We start from the raw sequence: 21,031 nt of genomic DNA, 5'->3' as shown, positions 1-21,031 counted from the left end.
GCGGATATGCAGCGATTGTTACGGAAGATCAACGACCTGAATATTCAGGCGCGGGTGTCGGCGGCGTTTGTGCTGCTGATCGGCCTGATGGTGGGCAATGGCGCCTTGGGGCTCGCCAGTCTCGACCGCATCGACCGGATCAACCGGGAAATCTATGAGTATCCGTTCGAGGCGCTGGCGTCGGCCTATGCCATGGACGCCTATGTGACCACGATCCAGCGCCGGGTGCGCCAGGTGATCCTGGCGCCCGACGCCGCGACCCGGGCCGAAAGCCTCGACCGCCTGCCGACCTATTTCGAGCAGTTGAACGACCAGTTTCTGCCCGCGCTCGCGCGCACCTTCCGGGGCGATCCGGGGCTGGTCGACACGGTGGCCAACGGTGTTGCCGGCTATCCGCCGATCTATGAGCGTGCGTTTGCGATGCACGACGCCGGCCGCGCCGACGAGGTCCGGCGGTATCTGGAGACGGTGGAATATGACCATGTGTTGCCGGTGTTCGAGGCGTTGGCCGAGATCCAGGCCCAAAGCCAGGGCCAGGTCGACGCCATGATCGCCGAGGCGCGTGCCGAGAAAGCGCGCTTCACCTGGATCGCCGGTATTTTCGTGGCGGTGGCGTTCGCGCTGTCGGTGCTGATCGCGCTGGTCATCGGGCGCGGCACGGCGCGGCCCCTGGTGGCGCTCAAGGACGCCATGGCGGCGGTGGCGGCCGGGCGCACCGACGTGGCGATCCCGTCGCAAACCCGCGGCGACGAAGTGGGCGACATGGCCCGCGCTGCCCAGGTGTTCCGCGACGAGGCCGAGCGCAAGGTGCAGATCGAGGAGGAGCGTCGGTCGCTCGAAGAACAGCGCCGGGCCGAGGAAACCCGCCGGCTGGAGCAGGAAAGGGCCGCCGCCGAGGAGCGCCGCGAGGCCGAGGAGGCGGCTTATGCCCGCGAGGCCGAAGAGCGGGCCATGTTGATGGCCAGTCTGGGCGACCAGTTCGAGCGCGACGTCAAGTCGGTGGTCGAGGCGGTCAGCCAGGCGGTGGCCGAGGTGCGCGGCGCGGCGGATTCCATGACCGCGCTGGTGCGCCAGACCTCGGAACACGCCGAACAGGCCGACGGCGCCGCCGGGGCCACCTCGGCCAATGTGGAGGCGGTATCGGCGGCCACCGAACAGATGGCCGCGTCGATCCGCGAGATCGAAGAGCAGGTCATCCGGGCGGCCAAGGTGGCGCGGCGCGCCGTCGAGGAAGCGGCGTCGACCACCCAGACCATGGACAGCCTGGGCACCGCCGCCGACCGCATCGGCGAGGTGGTCGGGCTGATCAGCGACATCGCCGAACAGACCAATCTGTTGGCCTTGAACGCCACCATCGAGGCGGCACGGGCCGGCGAGGCGGGCAAGGGCTTTGCGGTGGTGGCGGGCGAGGTCAAGTCGCTGGCCAGCCAGACCGCCAAGGCCACCGACGAGATCACCGGCCAGGTCCACGCCATGCGCACCGCCACCGGCGACGCCACCGCGGCCATGCGCAGCATCGGCCAGACCATCGACGAGTTGGACGACGTGGCGACCACCGTCGCCGGCGCGGTCAAAGAGCAGGGGGCGGCCACCAAGGACATCTCCCAGGCGGTGGTCAAGGCCGCCGAGGGCACGGCCACGGTCACCGCGCGCATCCGCGAGATGAGCACGGCGGCCTGGCAGACCGGCGAACATTCCCAGGCCATGCTGGCGGCGGCCCAGACCCTTGACGAGCGCAGCGGCACCCTGGGCGACCGGGTCGACGGCTTCCTGGCCGAGATCCGCTAAGCCGGCGCCCAGACCCGGCCCCGACCGGCCCCGAGGGGGCCGAGGACGGCGCCAAGGCGGAGGGCGCCGGGGTTTGGCACCGGTGGCGGCGTCCGGGCGGCTCGCCGCCCGGCACGCTGACGGCGGCTTGCTTGTGCGCTCCGGCCCGCTTTGCTAGACGACGCGGGACCCTGGCGGTTTTGGGCGCGCCGGTGCGCCGGGCCGTCGCCATCGTCTCGTTCCGTCGCGCGGGCGCTTGCTCCGGCCGGCGCCGGCGCCCAGCTCAAGGGAAGTGCCCATGATCCCCCGCTATACCCGTCCGGCCATGGCCGCGATTTGGGAGCCCAAGACCAAGTTTCAGATCTGGTTCGAGATCGAGGCCCATGCCTGCGACGCCCAGGCCGAGTTGGGCGTCATCCCCAAGGCGGCGGCCGAGGCCGTGTGGGCGCGCGGCGCCTTCGACGTGGAGCGCATCGACGCCATCGAGGCCGAGGTCAAGCACGATGTGATCGCGTTTCTGACCAACCTGGCCGAGCATGTGGGCGACGAAGCGCGGTTCGTCCACCAGGGCATGACCTCGTCGGACGTGCTCGACACCTGCTTCAACGTCCAGTTGGTGCGCGCCGCCGACCTGTTGATCGCCCAGACCGAGGCGCTGCTGCAGGCGCTGCGCCGCCGGGCGTTCGAGCACAAGGACACGGTGTGCATCGGCCGCAGCCACGGCATCCACGCCGAGCCGACCACCTTCGGGCTCAAGCTCGCCCAGGCCTATGCCGAGTTCGCGCGCGCGCGCGACCGGCTCAAGCTGGCGCGCGAGGAGGTCGCCACCTGCGCGATCTCGGGCGCGGTCGGTACCTTCGCCAATATCGATCCCGCAGTCGAGGCCCATGTGGCCGCCAAGATGGGGCTCAAGCCCGAACCGGTGTCGACCCAGGTGATCCCGCGCGACCGCCACGCCCAGTTCTTCGCTACCTTGGGCGTCGTCGCCTCGTCGGTCGAGCGGCTGGCGACCGAGGTGCGCCACCTGCAACGCACCGAGGTGGGCGAGGCGGAAGAATATTTCTCGCCCGGCCAGAAGGGCTCGTCGGCGATGCCGCACAAGCGCAACCCGGTGCTGACCGAGAATCTGACCGGGCTGGCGCGCATGGTGCGCGGCTATGCGCTGCCGGCGATGGAGAATGTGGCGCTGTGGCACGAGCGCGACATCTCGCACAGCTCGGTGGAGCGGATGATCGGCCCCGACGCTACGGTGACGCTCGACTTCGCGCTCGCCCGGCTGACCCAGGTCATGGACAAGCTGGTGGTCTACCCCGAGGTGATGGCCGAGACGGTGGAGAAGCTCGGCGGGCTGGTGCATTCCCAGCGCGTGCTGCTGGCATTGACCCAGAAGGGCGTCAGCCGCGAGGACGCCTATCGCCTGGTCCAGCGCAACGCCATGACGGTGTGGCAAAGCCGCGGCGAGCACACGCTCCTGGAATTGCTGCAGCAAGACGCCGAGGTGTCCGCGCATATGAACCGCGACGAACTCGCCGGGCTGTTCGACCTGGGCTATCACACCGCCCATGTGGACACGATCTTCGAGCGCGTCTTCGGCACCGCCCGCGACCATATGGCGTAACCTGTTCGTTGACGCGCCGGCGGGCCGGGCTCGCCGCGCCGGCGCTCTTGCGTGATCCCTTGGCATCGTCGCCGCTTGCGCTGCTTGACCGCGAACCCGCCGGTCGTTCAGGCGCCGCCGGGCGACCGGCGACCGGCGACCGGCGACCGGCGACCGGCGACCCGTGCCCGCCCGGGCCGGTCGTGCAGGCGCGATCGGGGCCCTAGGAGGGCGTGGCAGGGGGGGCGTCAGGCGGCGAGATTGGTGCGCGTGGCGAAGCCGGTCTGGCCGCTGGCATAGCGGGCCACGGTGCCGGCATTGCCCTGATAGGTGCGCACGCCGGCGGCCATCTCGACGCCGCGACCGGCAGCCCCGGTGGCCGCATTGGCGCCCGCCTGGGCCAGGATCACCTGGGCGAACGGCCCCTGGGGGTTCTGCGGCGACGTATTGATCAGGATCGCCCGGCCGCCGGCGCCGCCGGCGATCGTGTTGGCGGGCGTGGCTGCGGGCGGTTGACCGGTGCCGCGCTGGGCCTGAGCCGCTGCTTGCGTCCGGGCGGGCTGGGTCATCGAGGCTTGGGACACGCGTGCGCCGAAGCCGCCAGCCTGAGGCTGGAACAGCCGCCGGCCGGCCTGTGGCTCCTGGGCCTGAACCGCCCGGCCATAGGCCTCCAACGCCTGGCGCGCGAAGCTGGCGCTGGCTGTTGGCGCCGGCGCTGCCGATGGGGCCGGACGCGCCGATGCGCCCCCTTGCCGGGCCACTTGCTGGCCGCCGTCGCGGCTTGGCGTGGTCGGTGCTTTGACCGGGGCCTTGACCGGGGACGCGGGCTTCGGCGGCGCGGTCTGGGGCGCGCGCTCGGCCATCCCGGCGGGCGGCGCACCGGTTGAGGAGGTCACGGCCTGCGGCGCCGGCACCTTGGACGGCGCCGAGGTGGCTCCGCCGGTCGGTGTGGTGGCGCTCGTGACGTTCATGGTGGGTGTCTCCCGTTATCAAGATCTTCGGCGGGGCTCGGTGCGGTTGGTTGCGGCGGCCGCCACGCGGTCAAATCCGCGCCCCGCGATCCGGTCGGTCTGCGTCCAATCCTCGTCCGCCATTCATCTTCCGTGCCAGCCGCGCGTCGGGCGGGCCGATCGGCGCGCACCGCAGTTTCCCCCGCTGTCGGCCAATGGCGCCACCGGTTCGCGGGGCCGCCCGCGTCTCGGTCACCGATCGGGACCGGCAGCCCCGACCCGGCAAGCCTTGCTGCCCGTCTCCAAGCCTCGACCCGCCAGTCCCGAGCCCCAAGGCCCAAGGGGACGCGGTCAGGCACGTTCGTCGACGCGGTCGAGCAGCGTGTCGAGCATCTCGTCGCTCGCCTTGACGGTGCGGACATTGGCGTCGAACGCGACCGCCGAGCGGCGCAGGTCGACGATATCCTTGACGATCCGCCCCTCGGCCCCGCCAGCGGCGCTCTGCGACAGGCGCACGGCGCTGGTCTCGAAGGACGTCTGGGCGGCTTGCAGCCCGGCGATTGCGGTGGCTTGGGCACTGTCGATGGTCATGGGTCGATCGCTCCGGGGTCGGGCGCGACGGCTGCGCCGTTCAGGGTCAGGCGAGAATATCCACCGGTTGAATGGTCAAGCTGGTCTCGGCGGCCTGGATCAGACCCAGAAACGCCGGATCGGCACCGGCTACCAGGGCGGTGGTCGACAGGTCGGCCAATTGCGTCGACAACAGCTCGGGCGTGCGGGGCTCGGACATGCGGGGCTCGGGGCTCCGGCGCTCCGGCGGATTGGGCTCGGGTGCGGCCTCGGCGGTCGGTTGCGGTGCGCCGCCGGCTTGGGCCGCTGTCGCGCCCTCGACGGCGACCGACGCCAAGCCGGCCTCGCCGCCGCCCAGCGCCGGGTCCAGGCTGACCCGGTCGACCGGCGCAGGCCGGCCGCCGGCTGGTCCGGCACCGTCTAATGCCGCCGCCGCACCCGCGTCCGCCGCCAGGGTGGGCGCGGGCAGGCCGGTCGATAGCGGATCGATCATCGCCATATCGCTGTTGCCTCGCCTTAGGACCCTCTTTGTCCAGATTGCCTTACCCTTGTAATATAGGTCACAAGCTGGATCAGGTCAAAGCAAGGTGGGGCGGCGGGGCGCGGTGCCGCCGCCCAAGGCGCCGGCGGGCGCCTGTCAGGCGGCCAGGGCGGCGTCTGCGGTCCAGGCGTCGATGGCGTCGCGGGCGCGGGCGAGGGCTTCGTCCTGCTCGAACAGTACCCGGTCGGCGGCCGCCAGGGTGACGTCGGTGATGCCCAGGAAACCCAGCATGTGGCGCAGATAGGTGCTGGCATAGTCGATTTCGCTGCCCGCCGGCGTGCCGCCCGAGGCCATGACCAGGAGCGCGCGCTTGTTCTTCAACAGCCCTTCCGCCCCGTTCTCGGTGTAGCGGAAGGTGACCCCGGCGCGCGCCACATGGTCGATCCAGCTTTTGAGCGGCGCAGGCGGGGCGAAGTTATAGACCGGCAGGCCGATCACCAGCCGGTCGGCGGCTTGGACCTCGGCGACCAGCGCGTCGGACAGGGCGAGCGCCTGGCGTTGCGCGTCGGTGCGTTGCTCGGCGGGGGTGAAATTGGCCGCCGTCCAGGCGTCGTCCACATAGGGCAGAGCAGGTGCCGTCAGGTCGCGGTCGGTCAGGCGCAGGCCCCGGTCGCGCAGAGCTTCGGCCGCGCGCGCCACCAGCGGCCGGCTGACCGAGGCGTCGCGGCGCACCGACGCTTGAAGGATGAGCGCGGTCTGGGGGCCAGTCTGAGGGGCTGAATGGGGCGTGGTGTCGGCGGTCATGGCGCGCGGTCTCCGATCTGCTGGTGAAGGGCGTTGTTACCGCCTCTATCTGGACTGTTGCGGCCAGAGGCGGAAGCGGACAGCCCGGAAACGCGCTGTTTACCAGTTGGCGACAATCGCGCCGCTCTCTCGGCGGCGCGGTCGTCTGGTCATGCGGCAGCTTGGGCCTTCTCGGCGATGCGGGCGAGGCCGCGGGCCAGCGAGTGGGCGGTCTTGAGGCGTTGGCCCACCGTCTCCATGCGCGCCTTGTAGAGCAGGCTGTGGTCGGGGCGCAGCTTGGCCACCGCGGTCTGCTTGGAGATGAACTGCACCAGCCCTTCGGGGTTGGCGAAGCGGTTGGCGCGGAACGACACCACCAAACCCTTCGGCCCGGCCTCGATCTTCTCGATCCCGGCGCGCAGGCATTCCGCCTTGATGGTGATCACCGCGATCAGTTGTTTGACCTCGGGCGGCAGCGCGCCGAAGCGGTCGATCAGTTCGGCGGCGAAGGCGTCGATCTCCTCGCGGGTGCGCAACTCGGCCAGGCGGCGGTAAAGCCCCATGCGCAGTTCCAGGTCGCCCACATACGAGTCAGGGATCAGCACCGTCGCCCCCACATTGATGGTCGGCGACCAGGCGGCGCTCTCGCCGTCCTCGGCGTCGTCGCCGGCGCGCGCCTCGGCGACCGCCTCTTCGAGCATCTGTTGATAAAGCTCGACGCCGACCTCGCGCACATGGCCCGACTGTTCTTCGCCGAGCAGATTGCCGGCGCCGCGGATGTCCATGTCGTGGCTGGCGAGGGTGAAGCCGGCGCCGAGGGTATCGAGCGACTGCAGCACGCCCAGCCGGCGTTCGGCGGCGCCGGTGAGCTGGCGGTTGGCCGGCGTGGTCAGGTAGCAATAGGCGCGGATCTTGGCGCGCCCGACCCGGCCGCGCAGCTGGTAGAGCTGGGCCAGGCCGAACTGGTGCGCCCGGTGCACCACCATGGTGTTGGCGGTCGGGATGTCGAGACCGGATTCGACGATGGTGGTCGACAGCAGCACGTCGAACTTGCCCTCGTAGAAGGCGGTCATGGTGTCCTCGATCTCGCCCGGCGCCATCTGGCCGTGGGCGACCACGAACTTGACCTCGGGCACATGGGTGCGCAGGAACTCGGCGGCCTCGGCCAGGTCGGAGATGCGCGGGCAGACATAGAAAGACTGGCCGCCGCGATAATGCTCGCGCAGCAGCGCCTCGCGCACCACCATGGGGTCGAAGGGCAGCACGAAGGTGCGTACCGCCAGCCGGTCGACCGGCGGCGTGGCGATGATCGACAGGTCGCGGATGCCCGACATGGCCAGTTGCAGGGTGCGCGGAATCGGCGTGGCGGTCAGCGTCAGGACGTGCACGTCCTTCTTCATCTCCTTCAGCCGTTCCTTGTGGGCGACGCCGAAATGCTGTTCCTCGTCGACGATCACCAGGCCCAGATTCTTGAACGTGACGGTCTTGGACAGGAGCGCATGGGTGCCGACGGCGATGTCGACGGTGCCCTCGGCGATCTGCTTCTTCGAGGCGTTCATCTCCTTCTGGGTCACCAGCCGCGACAGATGGGCGATGTTGACCGGATAGTCGCGGAAGCGTTCGCAGAAGGTCTTGAAGTGCTGGCGTACCAACAGGGTAGTCGGCGCCACCACCGCCACCTGATAGCCGGCCATGACCATGACGAAGGCGGCGCGCAACGCCACCTCGGTCTTGCCGAAGCCCACATCGCCGCAGACCAGCCGGTCCATGGGCCGGCCCGAGCCCAGATCGTCGATCACCTGGGCGATGGCGTTCAACTGGTCGCCGGTCTCGGTATAGGGGAACCGCGCGGCGAATTCGTCATAAAGGCCGGCGGGCAGGTCGGCCTTCTTGCCGGGCTTCAATTCGCGCGCTGCGGCGATGGCGATCAACTGGTCGGCCATCTCGCGGATGCGCTGCTTGAGCCGCGCCTTCTTGGCCTGCCACTGGCCGCCGCCGAGCTTGTCCAGTTCGAGCCCGGTCTCTTCCGAGCCGTAGCGCGACAGCATCTCGATATTCTCGACCGGCAGGTAGAGCTTGTCGCCGCCGGCATATTCGAGCGCCACGGTGTCGTGGGCGGCGCCCGCTGCGGTCACCGTCTCCAGGCCCAGAAACCGGCCGACGCCGTGGTCCACATGGACCACCAGGTCGCCGGGGCTGAGCGCGGTCGCCTCGCGCAGGAAGTTGTCGGCGCGGCGCGACTTGCGCGACTGGCGCACCAGCCGGTCGCCGAGCACGTCCTGTTCGGTGACGATCGCCAGGTCGGGCGCTTCGAGCCCGTGTTCGAGCGGCAGCACGGCGAGTCCGACGCGCCCGCCCAGGTCGCCCATGTCGGCGGCGGTGTCGACCAGCCGGGTGCCGGTGACGCCATGGTCTTCGAGCACGCCCTGCAGGCGCTCGCGCGCGCCGACGGAATAGCTGGCCACCAGCACCGAGCGGCCGGGGGCGGCGGTCAGGTCTTCCAGGTGGCCGCGCACCGCGTCATAGACGTTGACCGCCTTGTCCTGGCGTTCGGGCGCGAAGTCGCGGCCCATCTTGGCGCCCAGGTCGATGACGCCGGGGCCGTCGGGCAATTGGAACGGCGTGAAGTCGCGCACCGCGCGCTGGTCGAGCACCGCCGCCCATTGCTCGGAGCTCAGATAGAGCTGGTCGGGCGGCAGCGGCTTGTAGGGGGTGTTGAGCGCGCTGGCGCGGTCGCGGGATGCGGCCAATTGGGTGCGCCGGCTGTCATAATAGTCGGCGATGGCGTCGAGGCGCTGGCGCGCGGCGTCCTCGCCCTGATGGTCCAGGGTGGTGACGGCGCCCGGCACCAGGTCGAAGACGGTGTCCAGCCGGTCGTGGAACAGCGGCAGCCAGTGGCCGGCGCCCTGGTGGCGGCGGCCGTCGCTGACCGCCTCGTAGAGCGGGTCGTCGTCGGTGACCGGGCCGAATTCGGCCACATAGCCGCGGCGAAAGCGCTTGATGGCGTCGGCGTCGAGGGTGAATTCGCTGGCCGGCAGCAGGTTGAGTGCCGCCACCTTGTCGGTGGTGCGCTGGCTGGCCGGGTCGAAGCGGCGGATGGTGTCCAGTTCGTCGCCGAAGAAGTCGAGCCGCACCGGCCCGTCGCCGCCGGTGGGGTACAGGTCGACCAGGCCGCCGCGCACGGCGTATTCGCCGGGCTCGGTCACTTGGCTGGCGCGGGCGTAGCCATTGGCGGTCAGGAACTGGGTCAGCGCGTCTAGGTCGACGCTGTCGCCGGGCCGGGCCGAGAAACTGTGGCCGGCCACCCAGTCGCGCGGCGGCACCCGTTGCAACACCGCGTTGACCGTGGTCAGCAACAGGCGCTGGCGCTTCGGCGCGGTCGCCAGGGTGTAAAGCGCGCTCATGCGCCGGGCGGCGATTTCGGGGTTCGGGCCGACCCGGTCATAGGGCAGGCAGTCCCAGGCCGGCAGGGTGACCACCTCCACCTCGGGGTGGAAGAAGCGCACCATGTGCGCCAACGGGTCGAGCCGGGCGTCTTCGCGCGCGATGTGCAGCACCGGGCGGTCGGTCTCGCTCAGCAATCGGGCAAGCACGCGCGCGTCGACGCCCTGGGGCGCGCCCGCCAGGGTCAGCCGGCCGGGGTCGTCGGCCAGGTCGGTCAGCAGCGATTGGGTCAGCGGTGTCACCGGGCGGACCTAGGCGCGCGGGCGCATATAGTCAAGCGCGCGCAGGGCGGCCATCAGCGGCGTGTCGAAGGGCTCGGGGATCGCCGGGTCGGGGGCGGTGATCCAGGTCAGGATGTCCTGGTCGTTCTCTTCGAACAGCCGTTCCATCCAACGGACGTCGTCGGCGTCCCAGCTGTCGATATGGCGTTCGACGAACTGGCCGAGAATCAGATCGGCTTCCTTGATGCCCCGGTGCCAGGCCCGGAACACCAGCCGGCGCTTGCGGGTCGCCAGGTCTTGGGGCGTTTCGGCGGCGGCCTTGTGGGCAGCCGCTTGGGCGGCGGCGTCCAGGGCGGCGTCGCGGCCGGGGCGGGGCGGGCGGTCTTCGGACGGGGCGGCCATGGTCGTGTCTCGCAGCTATTGGACTGCTGCTGCCATAAGACCTGGCCGGCCTCGCGTCCAGATGCGCGAGCGGTCGGGCGGCCGCGTCACGTTCCCGCGCCCCTCGGCGCGCGGTGCCGGCCAGTGGGTGCTGGCCAGGGCGCGCGCGGGTGGGTGAAGGGCGCGGTGGGGCTGCGCAGGGCGCGCGGGCTTAGACCTTGCCTTGGCCGCGGCGGGTGGTGCGGCTGGCGAAGGCGTTCTTGCTGCGCGGGCGGGTGCGCTTCGAATCGCCGATCGAGGTGCGCTTGTAGCGTTGGATGCTGTCGGTCTTTTTCGCTTGTCCTTGCAATTTGGCCATGGGGGATCTCCTTTCCGTCCGGCTGGTGGGTTAAAGCGCAAGGGTTTGTCGGCGCCCGTGCATCAGATTCGGCCCCGGCGCGTCAACCGGGCGACCGTGCGTTGACAAGCCGCAACCCGGCGCGCACCTAGGAGGGAGATTTGGACCCCTCTTTGCGGGAGACACTCATGCTTCGCTTTGTCGTTGTCTTCATCGGCGTCATCGTGGTGGTGGTCGCCGGGGTGCTCGGCTTCGTCTGGGTCAAGGGCGAGAGCCTGATCACCCAGGGCGTGTCCGAGCGCGGGCCGGCGCTGACCGGCACGCCCGTGCGCCTCGACGGCGTGTCGTTCCAGCCCCTGGGCGGCACCGCCGGCATTCGCGGCTTCGTGGTCGGCACGCCCGAAGGCTACAGCGCCGACAAGTCGATCTCGGTGGGCGAGATGTCGCTGACCGTGGCGCCCATGAGCCTGTTGTCCGACACCATCCAGGTGGCCGACATCAGCGTGATCGAGCCCGAAATCGTCGTCGAGCCGTCGAAGCGCGGCCTGACCAACCTGCAGGTGATCCAGAAGAACCTCGAAAAGGCCACCGGCCCGGCGCCGGCGGACAGCGGCGAGCCGACCAAGAATCTGATCATCGAGCGCCTGCACATCGCCGCGCCCAAGCTGCGTTTTTCCGGCGGTGCGGTGGGCCTGTCCGACCAGACGCTCGAACTGGCCGACATCACCCTGACCGGTATCGGCGTCGACCAGAACGGCGTGCCGCCGGCTGAGGTGGTGCGTCTGGTCGCCGACGCGCTGATGCCCCAGGTCACCAAGGCGATGGCCAGCGACCGGGCCCAGGAATTGTTCGACAAGCTGACCAAGGGCAAGGTGGATCTGCAACTGCGCGGCGACATCAAGCAGCAGATCGAGGACAAGGCCGACGCGCTCAAGGACAAGGCCAAGCAGGACATGACCGACAAGGTCCGTGGCACGCTCGACGAGAAGTTGGACGGCGAGGCCGGCGAGGCGGCCCGGGGCCTGTTCGACAAGCTCAAGGAAAAGGCCGAAGAGAAGAAGGAGAAGAACGGCGAGGGCGAGGACGGCGGCTCGGGCTCCAACTGACCCGCGCCCAGGCGGCCGCCCGCGTCATCCGCGGCACTTGGCGGTCCAGGCGCGGGTAGCCGCCCCTCACGCGCGGCCGCGTCCCCGGATGCGCTGCGGCCGCCCCTCGCCCCATCCCCTCTCCCCCAGGGAGAGGGGCTTTTTTTCCGTCTTCCGCTTGTCGGCAGAGAACGGGTGAGGGCGGCTTCAAACAGTCCGCGAGCCCGTCAGGGCTCGTCCGAGACCGAGCGCCCGGCACACCCGATCGGCGGGCTCGTGCGAGGGCGGAGCCCGCCCGGACAACCGCCGAAACGCCCGCTCATCAGACGGCGCGCCGCCGCCCGTCCTGTTGTCCCTTCCCAACCGACCGACCGACGCCCATGCGCCCGCAAAGCCTGTTTCCGCTGTTCGCCGAAATCACCAGCCTGTCCGGCATCGGACCACGGCTGGCCAAGCTGTTCGCGCGCCTGGAGGTCGAGCGGGTGGTCGACCTGTTGTGGCACCTGCCGAGTGGTCTGGTGGACCGGCGCGCCGCCTTCGCGCTCGCCGACGTGCCCGCCGACCGGGTGGTGCGGCTGACCCTGCGGGTGGTCGACCACCAGGTGCCGGCCAACCGGCGCGCGCCCTATCGGGTGCTGTGCGAGGACGGCACCGGCCGCATCGCGCTGGTGTTCTTCAATGGCCGCGAGGACTATCTGCGCCGCCTGCTGCCGGTCGGCCACACCCGGCTGGTGTCGGGCCGGGTCGAGCTGTTCGGCGAGCGGTTGCAGATGGCCCACCCCGACTATGTGGTCGCCGAGGACGAGGCACATCTGATCCCGGCCCTCGAACCGGTCTATCCGCTGACCGAGGGGTTGAGCGGCAAGGTGGTGCGCAAGGCGGCCGCCGCCGCGCTCGCCAAGGCGCCCGACCTGCCCGAATGGCTCGACCCGGCGCTGGTCGCCGAGCGGCACTGGCCGGCCTGGCACGCCGCGCTCGACGCCGTGCACCGGCCGAGCGAGGCGCAAGCCGTCGAGCCCGACCACCCGGCGCGCGCCCGCCTGGCCTATGACGAATTGCTCGCCAATCAACTGGCGCTCGCCCTGGTGCGCCAGCGCGCGCGCCGGCGCAAGGGCCGGGCGCTGACCGGCGACGGCCGGCTGGTGGCTGCGGCGTTGGGCTGCCTGCCGTTCGACCTGACCGGCGACCAGCGTGCCGCGGTCGACCAGATCCTGGCCGACATGGGCGCCGACGACGCCATGCTGCGGCTGGTCCAGGGCGATGTGGGCTCGGGCAAGACCGTGGTGGCGCTGGTCGCCATGCTGACCGCAGTCGAAGCCGGGACCCAGGCGGCGATGCTGGCGCCGACCGAGATCCTCGCCCGCCAGCACGCGGCCGGCTTGGCGCCCCTGGCCCAAGCCGCCGGCGTGCGCCTCGCCGTGCTCACCGGTCGGACGCCCAAGGGCGAGCGCGCGCGGCTGCTGGCCGACCTGGCGGCGGGCGGCATCCACCTTCTGGTCGGCACCCATGCGGTGATCGAAGAGGCGATCCAGTTCAAGGATCTGGGGCTGGCGGTGATCGACGAACAGCACCGCTTCGGGGTCTTCCAGCGGCTGGCGCTGTCGGGCAAGGGCCGGGCGGTGGACACGCTGGTGATGACCGCGACGCCGATCCCGCGCACGCTGACGCTGACCGTCTATGGCGACATGGAGGTCAGCCGCATCCAGGAAAAACCGCCCGGGCGCCAGCCGGTGGACACCCGGGTGGTATCGCTGGCCCGGCTCGACGCGGTGGTCGACGCGGTCGGCCGGGCGATCGCCCAGGGCGAGCAGGTCTATTGGGTCTGTCCGCTGGTCGAGGAGGCCGAGGGGCTAGACGTGACCGCAGCGGCCGACCGCCACCGCGACCTGGCGGCGCGCTTCGGCGACCGGGTCGGGCTGCTGCACGGCCAGTTGAAGGGCGCGGAGAAAGAGGCCGCCATGGCCGCCTTCGCCGACGGCACCACGCGCCTGCTGGTCGCCACCACGGTGATCGAGGTGGGCGTCGACGTGCCCAACGCCACGGTGATGGTGATCGAGCACGCCGAGCGCTTCGGGCTCGCCCAGTTGCACCAGTTGCGCGGCCGGGTCGGGCGCGGCGATAAGGCGTCGCGCTGTCTGCTGCTGCGCGCCGAGCGGGTCAGCGAGACGGCGCGCGCCCGGCTCGACGTGCTGCGCCGCTCGGACGACGGGTTCCTGATCGCCGAGGAGGATCTGCGGCTGCGCGGCGCCGGCGAGGTGCTGGGCACCCGGCAAACCGGCCTGCCGCAGTTTCGCCTGGCCGACCTTGAAGCCCATGGCGAGTTGATGGCCCGGGCGCGCGACGAGGCCCGGTTGATCCTGGCCCGCGACGCCGAGCTTCAGGGCCCGCGCAGCGCCGCGCTCAGGACGTTGCTTTACCTCTTCGAAAGAGACGCCGCCGTCCGGACCTTGCGCTCGGGCTAGGCGGCGCGGCCGGCGGGGCCTGGTCCGCCGGGGCGGGGTCGGCGGCGGCGCTGTGGGCCATCGCCAGGCTGGTCAGCCGGGGATCGGTGGCGGTCGCCGGGGTTGCCGGCGTGGCTATGGGCGAGGCGGTGCCGGTGTTGCCGTCGCCACCGCTGCTGGCACCGTCGCTGCCGTCGCCGTTTGCTGTCCGGGGCGCGTCGCCGTCTTGGCCGATCGGGCCGGCCGGGCCGGTCGGGTTCTGGTTGTCGGTGCCGTCGCCGGTAGTGTCGCCGGCGCGTTTCTGCTCGTTTGGCGGGCGGATCGCCAGGGTTTCGCCTTCGCCATTGTTCTTGCCCACAAGACCGGCCGAAATCACATATTTGATCGCCTCTTCCACGCTCATATCCAGGAACAGGCATTGTTCGCGCGGCACATAGAGCAGGAAGCCGTTGGTCGGGTTGGGGGTGGTGGGCAGGAACACGTTGAGCATGGTCTCCGGCGTGCGCGCCTGCACCGGGCCCTTGGCCGGGCTCGACACCAGGGCCAGCGACCAGATGCCTTTGCGCGGATACTCCACCAGCACCACCTCCTTGAAGGTATCGCTGTTCTGCGCCGAGATGGTGTCGATGATCTGCTTGAGCGTGGCGTAGACCGACTTGACGATCGGCATGCGGTCGACGATGCGCTCGCCCATGCGGATCAGCGTCCGGCCCATGAAGTTGGTCGCCAGCGCGCCGAACAGGGTCAGAAACGCGATCATGATCAAGATGCCGAGTCCGGGGATCGAGAACGGCAGATAGGTGTCGGGATTGTATCGCGGCGGCAGGTTGCGCACGACGATATTGTCCACCGTGTCGATGAACACCCAGGTCAGATAGCCGGTGATCAGAATCGGCGCGGCGGTGAACAGCCCGGTCAGAAAATAGTTTCTCAGCTGTTGGATCATGCCAGGGGGCCTTTGTGACGATGCGGGGGCGGTGCGCAGGCGCACGCCTTTACCTTACCGTCGCGATATGGCGCCGGTGTGATCGCCGCTCAAGGGACCACTTGCGGCGTCCACACCGACCGCCGGTCGCCCCGGCACCGGATCGCCCGGCCCGGGGCTCGGTCCGGTTTGGGCTTGGTCCGGGCTGGGCCCGGGCAGGCCAGAGCAGAGCCGGGGCGCGTCAAAGGGCCTTTTCGTAGATCCGATAGGTCTTGTAGATCCGGCAGCCGATCTGGCGCAGCATGTTGTTCATGCCGGCATTGTCTTCCAGAATCCAGCCCAACTCGGCCTGGCGCGCGCCGCGTTTGACGGTTTCGTCGCGGATGTCGTTGATCAGCATGAACGCCATGGTGGCGCCCAGGGCACCGCGCTGAAACTCCGGCAGCACGCCCATCAGCGGCACCCGCACCCGGGTGGGGTAGCTGCGATACAGCCGCCACACCATGCGCGCCCAGCCGAACGGCATCAGCGAGCCGTTGAGGTCGGCGATCCAGTCGTTGACGTCGGCGATGGTGATCATGAACGCCGCCGGGCGCCCGTCATATTCGACGATCTGGCAGCGCTCCGGCCCGATCAGCGGCTTGAGCGTTTTCGCCGCATGCTTGAGCTGGTCTTCATTGAACGGCACGAAGCCCCAATTGCCCGCCCAGGCCTTGTTGAAGATGTCGAACACGACGCGGATTTCGCGGTCCAGGTCGGCCATGTTCACATGGCGGATGGCAAGGCGCGGGTTGCGCCGGCCGGCGGCGACGATGCGCGCCACCTTGGGCGGGAAGCCGGGCGTCAGGTCCAGGTCATAGGCATAGATATCGCGAACCTTGGCATAGCCCTGGGTCTCCACCAGGCGCGCATAATAGGGCTTGGCGTGGCCCATCATGACCCGTGGCGGGGTGTCGAAGCCGTCGATCAGAAGGCCGGTTTCTTCGTTGATCGACAGGGTGAAGGGGCCGGTCACGCGGGTCGTGCCGCGGGCGCGCAGCCAATCCTCGGCGGCCTGGAACAGTGCCGCCGCCGCCTCGGTGTCGTCCAGGCAGTCGAAGGCGCCGAAATGGCCGAGGCCCGGCTCGCCGGCGCCGCGGGCCAGTTCGTCCACTTGCGCCGAGATGCGCCCCACCGGCCGGCCGCCGCGCTCGGCGATCCAGTATTGCGCTTCGGCGGTGGCGAAATAGGGGTTGCGCTGTTTGTCGAACACGTCGCGGCGTTCGAGGTCCAGCGGCACGATCCAGTTGGGATCGTCGGCGAAGACCTGGCGCGGCATACGGATGAACGCGCGCAGGTCCGCCCGGTCGGTCACCGGGCGCAGGGTCAGGCTTTGGGTCATGGGGCGCTGGAACAGTCCGGTCAGTTCTGGCCTGCTGCCGGGGCGTCCCCGTCGGCTGCCAACTCGTCATAGCCCTTGGGCGGCCGGCGGTGCTTGGGGTGGCGCTCGTCGACGCCGCCGGACAACTCGGCGACCCAAGGGTATCGGGCCGCCATCGCCGCGTCATAGCCCAGATTGAACACATAAGGGCTCTTCTCGGGCCGGTCCTGGCGGTCGTAGAGGGTGCCGAAGATGCGATCCCAGGTGAAGTCGGTGATGCCGTAATTGCCGTCTTCGTCGTGGAAATGGTGCGCCATATGGCGCAGTTTCATGGTCTTGAGCGCGTCGTTGCCCGGCTTGATCGACAGATGCTGGATGCAGTGGACGAATTCGTTGGCGGCGGCCATCAGGCAGCCGGTGGCGAACGCCACGCACAGCCCGCCGATGCCGTCGAGGCCATAGCCGATCGGCATGGTGATCAGCGCGATCGGCGGCAGAGTGGTGTGCAGGGCGCCGAATAGCACCTGAAGATTGTGCGGGTCCATATGGTGGTCGTAATGGATACGCTTCCAGGTGGCGGCGGTCAGCGGCGACTTGGCAAGCCAGGTGCCGTGCAGCACCCAGCGGTGCAGGATGTACCAGACCAGCGGGAACAAGATCAGGGTCGAGCCGATGGCGAGCAGATTGGGCACCACCGCCGTCACGGTGAAGCTGGCGATCAGGATGCACACCGCCGCAATCGCCAGATAGGCCTGGATCGCATAGTAGCGAAAATAGGCACGGACCAACTGGCCCATGGTCATCTTGTCCAGGTGATGCGTTTGCTTGGTCCAGAAATCGCTGGTGCCGAACATGTTTCGGTCTCCGCCGCTGCCCGGGATCGGGACGCTGGGACTGGCCGCGCGCACCGCTTCGGCGCGCACCTGTGATCTTGTCTCGTTTATGGTCTTGAGACGCCGAAAGCAAGGGGCCGCAATGCCTCAGCGGCGGCGCAGGGCGCGGCGGTCGTCAGCGGTCAGACCGAGCCGCAGACCAAGCCACACCGCCAGGACGAGCGCCGGGATGGCAGCGCCCAAGCCGGCGAACGGCGCCAGGTCGGCCGTCGGCCCGGACACCGCCGCCACCACGGCGGCCGCCACGACCCCGCCGGCGAGCGCGCGCAGGATGCCGGCGGTACCGGCGGTGCCGGGCTGCGGTCGATCGCCGGCCCCGGGCGCGGCCAGACCGGCCTGCACCGCCGCCAGCCCGCCGGCGAGCGCCAGCCCCGCCGCCGCCGCCATCGCCGCCGCCAGGGTGGCGCCGAGCCCCGGCGCCAGGATCATCAGCGCCGGCGTGCCGGCCAGCAGCAGCGCCAGACCGGCGGCGGTGTTGAGCGTCGACAGCCAATGACCGCGGGTCATCTCCACCACCACGGTGGCGGGCGTGCACAGCGCCTCCACCAGCCGGCCGGCGACCAGCACCGCGATCGGCAGGGCGGCGGCGGCGAAGTGCGGCTCGAACAGGCGCAGCACGTCGCCGCGCACCACCAGCAGGCCCGCGGCCAGGGGCGGCCCGACGATCACCACCACCCGACGGGCGAAATCGGCCAGGTCGCGCGCGCCCGCGCCGCTGGCGTCGCGCCGCGCGCTGCCGGCGAGCAGCGGCGCCATGGCATAGTCGACCGCGGCGCGCAGCACCTGCATCACGCTCGCCACCTTGCGCGCCACGGCATAGACGGCGGCGGCGGCGGGCCCGGCGAGCGCGGACAGCAGCATCACCGGCGCCTCGCTCATCAACCGGCGCATCACCGGCACCGCGATCATGGCGCGGGCGAAGCGGTCGAGACCGGCGGGGGCTGTGGCCCGGTCGCAGGCCCACAAGGCGGCCACCGGCGCGCCATAGGAGCGCCGCACCAGCCGCAGCGCCAACAGCCCGGCGATCAACAACGACGCGCCATGGGCCAGAAACAAGCCGGCGGCGCCCAGCCCGGCGCCGGCGAGGCCGAGCCCGAAGACCAGCCGCAGGCCCTGTTCATAGGCGATGCGCACGCGCACCTCGGCGCCGAAGCGGGCGGTGGCGCGCACCGCAGCGGTGGCCACCTCCAAGAGCGTCCACAAGGGCAGCACCCAGACATAGAGCCCGAGCGCCCAGACCTCTGACACGCCCGCCGATACGCTGCCCGACATACCCGCTGCTCCGGCCCCGGCTGCCGCGCCCGGGCCGGCCAGTACCGGCGCCCACCAGACGGCGGTCAGGCTCAACAGGGCGGCGAGGGCGGTGGCGGTGGCCAGGCTGGTGCGCAGCGCCAGGCCGACGGCGGCGCGGGCGGCGGCGGGCTCGGCGCCGGCAGCGTAGCGTTGCAGGGCGATCGCCATGCCGCGCTCGGACAGGGCCGAGGCGACCTTGACCAGTGCCCAGCCGGCGGCGAACAGGCCGTAGGCGGTGGCGCCATAGGCCCAGACGAACAGCGGCAGGCTCGCCGCCTCGACCAGCGCGCCCATGCGGCCGAGCACGGCGACGCCGGCACCGCGCATCAGCGGCCGGCGCAGGTCGCCGTCCCGCTCGCCGGTCTTCGGGGTGCCGGTCTCTGGGGCGCCCGTTCGGGGCTTGGGGGCGGTCATCGCGGCAGCGCCCGCCAACGGGCATAGAAGGCGCCGGCGATGGCGCACAGGCCGGCGAACACCGGCCACATGGTGAGCCAGGGCGACGCGCCGTCGCGGGTGGCGCTCTGGCCGGTTTGCAAGGCTTCGTGATAGGCGATGACGATCACCAGCCCGACCAGCGCGCGCACCAGCCCGGCCCGGCGCTTGGCCACCGGCCCCACGGCGACCGCCAGCAAGGGCAGCGGCAGGAAGGTCAGGACATAGAGGATGCGCCAGTGGAGTGCCGCGCGGACCTCGGCGATCATGTGGCCCGGCACCCGCTCGGGCACCGCGCCGGCCAGGGTCTGGGCCAGTTCGCGCAGGGTCATCTCGCGCGGTAGGGCACCACGGCTGCGGAACGCCGCCAGGCCGCTGTCGAATAGCGGGATCTCGGCGCGCTCGAAGGCGGCCGCGCCCGGTGGGTCGCCCGCCGGCCGCAGCATCCGCCCCTCGGCCAGGTCGAGCACCACCCGGCTGCCGCCGGGGTCGGCCAGCAATTGGCCGCGCGCGGCGGTCAGGGTTTGTTCCGGCCGGTCGCCCTGGCTCGGGCGGTGCAGGAACACGCCGCGCATGTCGCCGTCGGTGCCGATGCCGCGGGCGAACAGGGTGATGCCGTCGGGCAGGGTATAGAAGCGTCCGGGGGTCAGGCCGCCGCCGAGCGCCTGGCCGGTGGCCTCGAACACCAGCCGGTTGAAGGTATAGCGCGCCAGCGGCTGGACATAGGCGGTAAGCAGGATGCTGACCGCGACCACGGCGAGCGTCATGGCATAGACCGGCCGCAACAGCCGCCCCGGCGCGATGCCGGCGGCGAACAGGGCGTCCAACTCGCTCGACAGCGACAGCCGGCGAAACGCGGCGAGCGTGCCGATGAACAGCCCGAGCGGCAGCGCCAGCCCCACATAATGGGGCAGCAGCGCCGCCAGCATACGCCACACCATGTCGGGCGCGCCCTGGCTTTGGACGATCATGTCGAGCAGGCGCAGCAGCCGTTCGAGCACCAGAAGCAAGGCCGCGATCAACAGGGTGAGCGCGAACGGCCGGGCGATCTCGCCCGCCAGATACCGATCCAGTCGCCCGATAAACGGCGTTGCCATATCGCTGGGTCTCCCATGGTGCGGGGCGCGGGGCTTTTCTTCACGCCGCCGAGCCGCCATACTCCTGTCACTGCCCCATGAAAAGACGAGGCCTTATGAGTAAGCATCGCCTTTGGGCCGTCGCCCTGTCGTTCGGCCTTGCCGCCTGCGCGGCCGAGCGCGGCACAGACGCCCCGACAGCCGGCGTTCCCGACGCTGCGGGCCCCGACAGCGCCACCGCCGAGCGTAGCACCACCGGGTCGGGCGCTGCCCAGGCCGACGCCCGGGCGCGCCCGGGCGTCGATGGCGCGGCGAGCGCTGACCGGTACGCCGAAGGCGCGCCATCGCGCCCGGCCACCGCCGACGACAGCGCCGGCCCCACCGACGCCGCCACGGTGCCCGAACGGGTCGCCCTGCGTGCGGCAGAAAGCCGGCCGCCGCGTCCCGATGACGACCGGCGCCAGACCCGGGGCGAGCGTCGGGACCGCCGGGACGGTGACGCCAAGGCCGACCGGGTGTGTGCGGCCGGCTGCTGCGCGCCGGCCGGCCAGGCGGTGATCACCGTGCGGGTCACCAACGTCAAGTCGGATAAGGGCAATGTGCGGGTCACGGTCTATCCCGGCGAGAAGTCGAAGTTCTTGGAGCGCGGCATGGGCATCGTCAAGGTCGATGTGGCGAGCCGCGCCGACAGCGTCGATGTGTGCGTGCCGGTACCGGGCGACGGTGACTATACCATCGCGGTGATGCACGACCGCGACGCCGACGGCGAGGCGGACAAATTCTCCGAAGGTTTCGGCTTTTCCAACAACGCCATCTTCATGTTCGGCCCGCCGGCGTTCGAGGACGCCCTGTTCTCGGTGCGCGACGGCAAGGCCGACCAGTCGATCCGGCTGAAATATCCGTTCGGTTGAGCCGGTGCGCGCTATAGAGGCGCGGCCGCGCCGTGCCATGATGCCATGCTGTGGGGCCGTCATGGCGGGCCGAGGCGCTGGCTT

Annotated in this window: 17 protein-coding genes; 5 read left to right on the top strand and 12 right to left on the bottom strand. The window is 70.6% G+C overall.

Annotation, left to right across the window (positions count from 1 at the left end):
• Window positions 1-6 precede the first annotated feature (6 nt).
• Window positions 7-1,788 carry a methyl-accepting chemotaxis protein gene (locus EV659_RS03475; RefSeq protein ID WP_165878696.1) on the top strand — a complete coding sequence of 594 codons (1,782 nt, stop codon included), beginning with the start codon at window positions 7-9 and terminating at the stop codon, window positions 1,786-1,788.
• A 277-nt stretch (window positions 1,789-2,065) separates the two neighbouring features.
• Window positions 2,066-3,385 carry an adenylosuccinate lyase gene (gene purB / locus EV659_RS03470; RefSeq protein WP_132707456.1) on the top strand — a complete coding sequence of 440 codons (1,320 nt, stop codon included), beginning with the start codon at window positions 2,066-2,068 and terminating at the stop codon, window positions 3,383-3,385.
• Between the two features lie 227 nt (window positions 3,386-3,612).
• On the opposite strand, the gene EV659_RS03465 is transcribed toward purB, so the two are convergent.
• From EV659_RS03465 to EV659_RS14640, 7 genes are all read right to left on the bottom strand, one after another.
• Window positions 3,613-4,335 carry a hypothetical protein gene (locus EV659_RS03465; RefSeq protein ID WP_132707455.1) on the bottom strand — a complete coding sequence of 241 codons (723 nt, stop codon included), beginning with the start codon at window positions 4,333-4,335 and terminating at the stop codon, window positions 3,613-3,615.
• A 330-nt stretch (window positions 4,336-4,665) separates the two neighbouring features.
• Entirely contained in the window at window positions 4,666-4,905 is a 240-nt protein-coding gene (locus EV659_RS03460; protein ID WP_132707454.1) for a flagellar basal body rod C-terminal domain-containing protein, read from the bottom strand.
• Window positions 4,906-4,951: 46 nt separating this feature from the next.
• Window positions 4,952-5,377, bottom strand: a complete 426-nt coding sequence (locus tag EV659_RS03455) for a hypothetical protein (protein ID WP_132707453.1) — start codon at window positions 5,375-5,377, stop codon at window positions 4,952-4,954.
• A gap of 144 nt (window positions 5,378-5,521) precedes the next feature.
• On the bottom strand, window positions 5,522-6,169 hold the full coding sequence (locus EV659_RS03450; RefSeq protein ID WP_132707452.1) for an FMN-dependent NADH-azoreductase: 648 nt from the start codon (window positions 6,167-6,169) through the stop codon (window positions 5,522-5,524).
• A gap of 149 nt (window positions 6,170-6,318) precedes the next feature.
• Window positions 6,319-9,834: a transcription-repair coupling factor gene (mfd, locus tag EV659_RS03445; protein ID WP_200288051.1), complete on the bottom strand. Its 3,516-nt coding sequence runs from the start codon at window positions 9,832-9,834 to the stop codon at window positions 6,319-6,321.
• 9 nt (window positions 9,835-9,843) lie between these two features.
• Window positions 9,844-10,215: a succinate dehydrogenase assembly factor 2 gene (locus EV659_RS03440; protein ID WP_132707451.1), complete on the bottom strand. Its 372-nt coding sequence runs from the start codon at window positions 10,213-10,215 to the stop codon at window positions 9,844-9,846.
• Between the two features lie 190 nt (window positions 10,216-10,405).
• On the bottom strand, window positions 10,406-10,552 hold the full coding sequence (locus EV659_RS14640) for a hypothetical protein (protein ID WP_165878695.1): 147 nt from the start codon (window positions 10,550-10,552) through the stop codon (window positions 10,406-10,408).
• 167 nt (window positions 10,553-10,719) lie between these two features.
• Between EV659_RS14640 and EV659_RS03435 the strand changes: the two genes are divergently transcribed.
• Window positions 10,720-11,637: an AsmA family protein gene (locus EV659_RS03435; protein WP_132707450.1), complete on the top strand. Its 918-nt coding sequence runs from the start codon at window positions 10,720-10,722 to the stop codon at window positions 11,635-11,637.
• A gap of 359 nt (window positions 11,638-11,996) precedes the next feature.
• Complete coding sequence (gene recG, locus EV659_RS03430; RefSeq protein ID WP_132707449.1) at window positions 11,997-14,078, top strand: ATP-dependent DNA helicase RecG; 2,082 nt, start codon at window positions 11,997-11,999, stop codon at window positions 14,076-14,078.
• Here the strand turns inward: recG and EV659_RS03425 are convergent.
• From EV659_RS03425 to EV659_RS03405, 5 genes are all read right to left on the bottom strand, one after another.
• A complete protein-coding gene (locus EV659_RS03425; RefSeq protein WP_132707448.1) occupies window positions 14,017-15,003 on the bottom strand; it encodes a DUF502 domain-containing protein in 987 nt (328 codons plus the stop codon). The two genes, recG and EV659_RS03425, sit on opposite strands and share 62 nt — an antisense overlap.
• A gap of 220 nt (window positions 15,004-15,223) precedes the next feature.
• Window positions 15,224-16,363, bottom strand: coding sequence for a hypothetical protein (locus tag EV659_RS03420; protein ID WP_132707447.1), 1,140 nt, complete (start codon window positions 16,361-16,363; stop codon window positions 15,224-15,226).
• Window positions 16,364-16,383: 20 nt separating this feature from the next.
• The gene (locus EV659_RS03415) at window positions 16,384-17,196 is read right to left on the bottom strand and encodes a sterol desaturase family protein (protein ID WP_132707446.1); all 813 of its coding nucleotides are present in this window, start codon (window positions 17,194-17,196) and stop codon (window positions 16,384-16,386) included.
• Window positions 17,197-17,322: 126 nt separating this feature from the next.
• Entirely contained in the window at window positions 17,323-18,942 is a 1,620-nt protein-coding gene (locus EV659_RS03410; RefSeq protein ID WP_132707445.1) for a hypothetical protein, read from the bottom strand.
• Window positions 18,939-20,057: an LptF/LptG family permease gene (locus tag EV659_RS03405; protein ID WP_165878694.1), complete on the bottom strand. Its 1,119-nt coding sequence runs from the start codon at window positions 20,055-20,057 to the stop codon at window positions 18,939-18,941. Before EV659_RS03405 ends, EV659_RS03410 begins: the two co-directional genes overlap by 4 nt.
• A gap of 95 nt (window positions 20,058-20,152) precedes the next feature.
• On the opposite strand from EV659_RS03405, the gene EV659_RS03400 reads away from it, so the two are divergent.
• Window positions 20,153-20,947 (top strand): DUF2141 domain-containing protein, encoded by a 795-nt coding sequence (locus tag EV659_RS03400; protein WP_165878693.1) that lies wholly within the window; start codon window positions 20,153-20,155, stop codon window positions 20,945-20,947.
• Window positions 20,948-21,031 lie beyond the last annotated feature (84 nt).

The sequence above is a fragment of the Rhodothalassium salexigens DSM 2132 genome (assembly GCF_004341375.1).
GTDB classification, from domain to species: domain Bacteria; phylum Pseudomonadota; class Alphaproteobacteria; order Sphingomonadales; family Rhodothalassiaceae; genus Rhodothalassium; species Rhodothalassium salexigens.
The sequence above is the reverse complement of the archived record's forward strand: the minus strand, read 5'-3'. Positions and strand labels throughout refer to the sequence as shown.

Coding starts and splice junctions, on each gene's coding strand:
- EV659_RS03475 (WP_165878696.1), top strand. CDS start 7: ATGCAGCGATTGTTACGGAAGATCAACGACCTGAATATTCAGGCGCGG.
- purB (WP_132707456.1), top strand. CDS start 2,066: ATGATCCCCCGCTATACCCGTCCGGCCATGGCCGCGATTTGGGAGCCC.
- EV659_RS03465 (WP_132707455.1), bottom strand. CDS start 4,335: ATGAACGTCACGAGCGCCACCACACCGACCGGCGGAGCCACCTCGGCG.
- EV659_RS03460 (WP_132707454.1), bottom strand. CDS start 4,905: ATGACCATCGACAGTGCCCAAGCCACCGCAATCGCCGGGCTGCAAGCC.
- EV659_RS03455 (WP_132707453.1), bottom strand. CDS start 5,377: ATGATCGATCCGCTATCGACCGGCCTGCCCGCGCCCACCCTGGCGGCG.
- EV659_RS03450 (WP_132707452.1), bottom strand. CDS start 6,169: ATGACCGCCGACACCACGCCCCATTCAGCCCCTCAGACTGGCCCCCAG.
- EV659_RS03440 (WP_132707451.1), bottom strand. CDS start 10,215: ATGGCCGCCCCGTCCGAAGACCGCCCGCCCCGCCCCGGCCGCGACGCC.
- EV659_RS14640 (WP_165878695.1), bottom strand. CDS start 10,552: ATGGCCAAATTGCAAGGACAAGCGAAAAAGACCGACAGCATCCAACGC.
- EV659_RS03435 (WP_132707450.1), top strand. CDS start 10,720: ATGCTTCGCTTTGTCGTTGTCTTCATCGGCGTCATCGTGGTGGTGGTC.
- recG (WP_132707449.1), top strand. CDS start 11,997: ATGCGCCCGCAAAGCCTGTTTCCGCTGTTCGCCGAAATCACCAGCCTG.
- EV659_RS03425 (WP_132707448.1), bottom strand. CDS start 15,003: ATGATCCAACAGCTGAGAAACTATTTTCTGACCGGGCTGTTCACCGCC.
- EV659_RS03420 (WP_132707447.1), bottom strand. CDS start 16,363: ATGACCCAAAGCCTGACCCTGCGCCCGGTGACCGACCGGGCGGACCTG.
- EV659_RS03415 (WP_132707446.1), bottom strand. CDS start 17,196: ATGTTCGGCACCAGCGATTTCTGGACCAAGCAAACGCATCACCTGGAC.
- EV659_RS03410 (WP_132707445.1), bottom strand. CDS start 18,942: ATGACCGCCCCCAAGCCCCGAACGGGCGCCCCAGAGACCGGCACCCCG.
- EV659_RS03405 (WP_165878694.1), bottom strand. CDS start 20,057: ATGGCAACGCCGTTTATCGGGCGACTGGATCGGTATCTGGCGGGCGAG.
- EV659_RS03400 (WP_165878693.1), top strand. CDS start 20,153: ATGAGTAAGCATCGCCTTTGGGCCGTCGCCCTGTCGTTCGGCCTTGCC.